The sequence below is a fragment of the Actinosynnema sp. genome, from assembly GCF_052038725.1.
In genome coordinates this window covers 1-1,713 of record NZ_JBQGCX010001327.1, presented here as the reverse complement: position 1 = coordinate 1,713, position 1,713 = coordinate 1, and the positions used below count along the sequence as shown (strand labels likewise).

At 77.3% G+C, this 1,713-nt stretch carries 1 protein-coding gene; it reads right to left on the bottom strand.

Translation table 11 applies throughout. The annotated features are described in order from the left end of the window. Positions 1-95: 95 nt before the first annotated feature. A complete protein-coding gene (locus tag ACTUAL_RS27940; RefSeq protein ID WP_440902330.1) occupies positions 96-1,529 on the bottom strand; it encodes an FAD-dependent monooxygenase in 1,434 nt (477 codons plus the stop codon). Between the last annotated feature and the right edge of the window lie 184 nt (positions 1,530-1,713).

The window sequence follows — 1,713 nt, the reverse complement described above, 5'->3', positions numbered from 1 at the left end:
CGCCGCGCTGGACGAGGCCGAGCGGGCGCGCGGCGTGCTCGCGCTCGCCGACCCGGAGATCGCCGACCTCGCCCGCTGGGCCGGGCGCCGGACCGTCAGCCCAGAACGCGCTTGAGGTACCCGGCGACCACCTCGGGGTCGTGCGTCACCACACCCACGTGCCCGTCCGGCCGCACCAGCACCAGCGCGCCCTCCGGCACCCCGTACCCGGCGGCGACGTGCCCGTCCGGGTCCTCGATCCGGTGCGCCCGGACCCCGGCGTGCTCGGGCGGTTCGACGCCGACGCCCAGCAGCGTGAAACCCGGTCCCCGCACCAGGTCGAACACCCGCGTCGGGGTCCCGTCGGCCAGCGCGCACGGCGCGTCCGGCGCCCGGTCGCCGGGCTGGACGCCGGGCAGCCCGGACGGCTCGGCCAGCGGCCCCCCGCGGTAGCCGATGCCCAGCTGGAGCAGCTCGTCGTCGCGCTTCCCGATCCGCATCTCGGCGGCCATCCTGTGGTGCGCCTCGGTGGTCACGCCCAGCAGCCACGCCGCGATCGGCAGCCGCTCGGCCTCGTAGCTGTCCAGCAGCGCCTCCGCCGCCTCGGCGGGCAGCGCGCCCGAGAGCGCCCCGGCGAGCTTCCAGCCCAGGTTGTACGCGTCCTGCACGCCGGTGTTCATGCCCTGCGCGCCGGAGGGCGAGTGGACGTGCGCGGCGTCGCCCGCGAGGAACACCCGGCCGACCCGGTAGCGGTCCGCCATCCGCACGTTCAGCCGGAACAGCGAGCGCCAGCGCACCTCCCGCAGCACCACGTCCGACCGCCCGGTCCTGGTCGCGACCAGCTCCCGCAGGTCCTCCTCGGTCGGCTCGGCCACCCGGTCCGGGGCGGCGTTCGCCTGGAGCTGGAACAGGTCCGTGCCCGGCAGCGGGCACAGCGCGAGCATCGAACCGGGATCGCTGCGCCACATGTGCCAGTGGTCGCGGTCGAGCCCGTCGAGCACGACGTCGGCGACGACGATCCGGTGGTCCGCCAGCGTCTCGCCCGCGAACCCGACGCCGAGCCGCTTGCGGATCGGGCTGCGCCCGCCGTCGCAGGCCACCGCGTAGGCGGCGGTGAGCTCCTGACCGTTGACGGTCGCGGTGACGCCGCGCTCGTCCTGGGTCAGCGCGGTGACCTCGCTGGAGTGCTCGACGTGCGGGACGAGCGAGCGCAGCGCGGCCTCGGTGGCGAACTGCGGGATGACCAGCGTGCGGGCGTACGGGGTGCTCGGCGTGGGGTGGCGACCCTCGTTGAGGTCGACCAGGTGGGCCCGGTCGCCGTCGTGCGCGAGCGCGGGCAGCGTCGTCGTGCCCGCCGCCAGCACCCGGTCCACGACGCCGAGGTCGTCCAGCACCTCCAGGGTGCGCGGCTGCACGCCCTTGGCGCGCGACCCGGCGAACGGCCCGTCCGCCCGGTCGACGATCCGGTGGTCGACGCCGCGCCGGGCGAGGTCGGCGGCGAGCGCGAGGCCGGTGGGGCCCGCGCCGATGATCAGTACCTGGGTGTCCATGGCGATCACCCTGCGCTGGGCCGCTGCCAGGGCGCTGTCAGCGCGCTGCCACGGGGCGGGGCGGCGCTGTCACGACTGGAAGACGCGCGGAGGGGGGGGGGGGGGCCCCCCCCGCGCCCCCCCCCCCCCCCCACCACCCACCCACACCCACCCCCCCGCCCCCCCCCCCCCCCCCCCCCCCCCC

What these genes read in the sequence shown, in the direction of transcription:
- ACTUAL_RS27940 (WP_440902330.1), bottom strand. Translation starts at nt 1,529, where the DNA reads ATGGACACCCAGGTACTGATCATCGGCGCGGGCCCCACCGGCCTCGCG.